A 3460-nucleotide genomic window follows, 5' to 3' on the forward strand; every position below is an offset into this window, starting at 1 on the left:
CACCCGGGTCACCATCGCCGCGCAGGCGATCGGCATCGCGCAGGGCGCCCTCGACTACGCCAAGGGCTACGTGCAGGAGCGCAAGCAGTTCGGCAAGGCGATCGCCGAGTTCCAGGGCGTGCAGTTCATGCTGGCCGACATGGCGATGAAGCTGGAGGCCGCCCGCCAGCTCACCTACGCCGCCGCCGCGAAGTCCCAGCGCACCGACGCCGACCTGACCTTCTTCGGTGCCGCCGCCAAGTGCTTCGCCTCCGACGCCGCGATGGAGATCACCACCGACGCCGTCCAGCTCCTCGGCGGCTACGGCTACACCCGCGACTACCCGGTCGAGCGCATGATGCGCGACGCCAAGATCACCCAGATCTACGAGGGCACCAACCAGGTCCAGCGCATCGTCATGGCCCGCAACCTGCCCGGCACCCCGGCGGGCGCCCGATGAGCCGGACGAGCACGGCCCCGGTACGGAAGGTCGGCGTGGTGGGCTGCGGCCTCATGGGCTCCGGCATCGCCGAGGTCTGCGCCCGCGCGGGCCTCGACACCCTCGTGTACGAGGTGAACGGCGACGCGCTCGCGACCGGCCGCCGCAGGATCGAGGACTCCCTCACCCGCGCCCTCGAACGCGGCAGGCTCACCCCCGCGGACCGGGACGCCACCCTGGCAGCCCTGACGTTCACCACCGCCCTGGACGACTTCGCCGACCGGGACCTCGTCCTGGAGGCCGTCCCGGAGAACGAGGAACTGAAAGCCGGGATCTTCGCCGACCTCGACCGGATCATGACCCGCCCCGACGCCCTGTTCGCCTCGAACACCTCCGCCATCCCGATCATCACCCTCGGCACGGCCACCACCCGGCCCGGCCAGGTGGCGGGACTGCACTTCTTCAACCCCGTCCCGGTCCTCGACCTCGTCGAACTCGTCCCGTCGCTGGCCACCACCGACGACACCCGGGAACGGCTGCGCGCCTTCGCCGCCGACACCCTCGGCCGGCACGTGATCGCCGCACCGGACCGCGCGGGATTCGTCGTCAACGCCCTCCTGATCCCGTACCTCCTCTCGGCCGTCCGCATGCTCGAAGCCGGAGTCGCCTCCGCCCACGACATCGACACGGGCATGGTCCGCGGCTGCGCCCACCCGATGGGCCCCCTGGCACTCATCGACCACATCGGCCTCGACACCACCCTGGCCGTCGCCGAAACCCTCCACACCGAGTTCAGGGAACCGCTCTACGCCCCTCCGCCGCTGCTCTCCCGCATGGTGCGGGCCGGCCGGCTCGGACGCAAGACCGGCCGCGGCTTCCACGAGCACCCGCCGCGCACGGACGCCCCCGCGCCCGCCACCGCCGCCACGAACGCCCGCTGAACCCGCTCCCGCCCGGAGAAGGAAGACGATGCCACCCGCACCCCGAAGACCCCTGACCTCCCTCTGCCTCGCCACGGCACTGGCCGCCGGCGCCTGCAGCGGCCCCGACGCCCCCGCGGACGGCTCCGCAGGCCGGACGATCACCATCGTCTCGCCGAGCGCGCCCACCGACCTCGACCCGTACTCCTGCACGGGCGCGCCGGACCAGAACATCCTGGGCGCCGCCTACGACACCCTGCTGCGCCTGGCACCCGACGGCACCGTCCACCCCTCCCTCGCCACCTCCTGGCACTACCGGAGCCCGGTCCGGTTCGACCTCCAGCTGCGCACCGGCGTCACGTTCGCCGACGGGACGCCGCTGGACGCCCAGGCGGTCAAGCGGAACCTCGACCGGGCCGGCATCTCCTCCGGCGCCGCCACGGCGGACTTCGCCGTGGCGGTGCAGTCGATCGAGACCGACGGGCCGACCCGCGTCGTCATCACCCTGAACCGGCCCTACCCGGACCTGCCGGCCACCCTGGCGGGCTGCGGCGGCATGATCGTCAATCCCGAGCGCCTGGTCATCCCCGAGGCGCTCGCCTCCACCGTGGACGGCTCCGGCCCCTACACCTACGACGCAGCCCTCAGCACCCCGGGCACCCGGTACGTCTTCCACCGCCGGAAGGACTACTGGGACCACGACGCCTACCCGTTCGAGAACGCCGTCTTCCAGGTCCTCCCCGACATCGACGCCGGGTACGACGCCCTCGCGGCGGGCCGGGTCGACATCGCCACCGGCAGCTCCGCGGCCGTCCCGAAGGCCGCCCGGGCCGGGCTGGAGTCGACACGGGGCCAGGGCGCCTACTACCTGGTCAACCTGCTCGACCGGGACGGAACCCGCGTGCCCGCGCTCAAGGACGTCCGGGTCCGTCGGGCCCTGAACTACGCCGTGGACCGGAGCGCGATCGACTCCGCGCTGTTCGGCGGCGCCGCACGGCCCACCGTCCAGATCGTCCCGCCGACGGCCCAGGGCTACGACGCGGCCCTCGACGACGCCTACCCCCACGACGCCGCCAAGGCGCGACAGCTCCTCACCCAGGCCGGCTACCCGAACGGCTTCACCCTGCAGGTGCTGACCACCGGCAGTTTCAAGTGCGACGTCGTGCTCCACGCGGTCGTCCCGGCGTGGGCCGCGATCGGCGTGAAGGTGGAGGAGGTCGTCAAACCGTACGACGAGTACCTGCAGAGCCTGGCCAGCCGCGTCTATCCCGCCGTGGTGCTGCCCACCCAGGGCACCCCGCCGTACACCGCGCTCGTCGAGAACTTCGGTGAACGCAGCCGGCGCAACCCCTTCCGCAGCACCGACCCCGCCTTCACCGCCGCGCTCCGCCAGGCCCAGGACGCCACCAGTCCCAAGGCGGCGGCCGGGCTGCGCGACATGTCCGCGCGGCTGATCGACCAGGCCTGGTACGTCGGCGTCGGGTTCGTCACGGTCACCTGGTTCTACGACCCGAAGAAGGTCACCACCCGCGGCGGCGAGGACGGCGGTTCCGGCCCCCGCCTCCAGGACTGGCAGCCCGCGCAGAACGCCCCCCGCTGACCTCCGCCTCCGGCGCCCCACCCCGGACGTCCCACCCCGATCCGCGTCCGCACCACCCTCCCGTACGCCTTCCCGCGTGCACCTTTCCCTCGTGCGCCTCTCCCGCGTGCACCTTTCCCTCGTGCGCCTCTCCCGCGTGCGCCTTTCCCGCGTACGCCTCTCCCGTGAACCGGAGCCCACCATGCCCGAAGCCGTCATCGTCAGCGCCGCCCGTTCGCCGATCGGCCGGGCGTTCAAGGGATCCCTCAGGGACGTCCGCCCGGACGACCTGACCGCCCAGGTCATCGCCGCGGCCCTCGCGAAGGTCCCCGGCCTCGACCCGCGGCAGATCGACGACCTGATGCTCGGCTGCGGCCTGCCCGGCGGCGAGCAGGGCCACAACCTGGCCCGCATCGTCGCGGTCCAGATGGGCATGGACTACCTCCCGGGCACCACCGTCACCCGCTACTGCTCCTCCTCGCTGCAGACCACCCGCATGGCGCTGCACGCCATCAAGGCCGGCGAGGGCGACATCTTCGTCTC

3 protein-coding genes and 1 pseudogene are annotated in these 3460 nt (G+C 72.6%); all 4 read left to right on the forward strand.

Translation table 11 applies throughout. The features are described 5' to 3' along the window. A partial coding sequence (locus SNE206_RS39775) for an acyl-CoA dehydrogenase family protein (RefSeq protein WP_407918473.1) occupies nucleotides 1–439 on the forward strand: 439 nt, incomplete at its 5' end. Beyond that, nucleotides 436–1359 (forward strand): 3-hydroxybutyryl-CoA dehydrogenase, encoded by a 924-nt coding sequence (locus SNE206_RS39780; protein WP_407918474.1) that lies wholly within the window; start codon nucleotides 436–438, stop codon nucleotides 1357–1359. The genes SNE206_RS39775 and SNE206_RS39780, both read left to right, overlap by 4 nt. A gap of 28 nt (nucleotides 1360–1387) precedes the next feature. After that, complete coding sequence (locus tag SNE206_RS39785) at nucleotides 1388–2938, forward strand: ABC transporter substrate-binding protein (RefSeq protein WP_407918475.1); 1551 nt, start codon at nucleotides 1388–1390, stop codon at nucleotides 2936–2938. Nucleotides 2939–3119: 181 nt separating this feature from the next. After that, a pseudogene (locus tag SNE206_RS39790) lies at nucleotides 3120–3460 on the forward strand (acetyl-CoA C-acyltransferase); the annotation flags it as partial.

The organism is Kitasatospora sp. NE20-6, assembly GCF_045862635.1.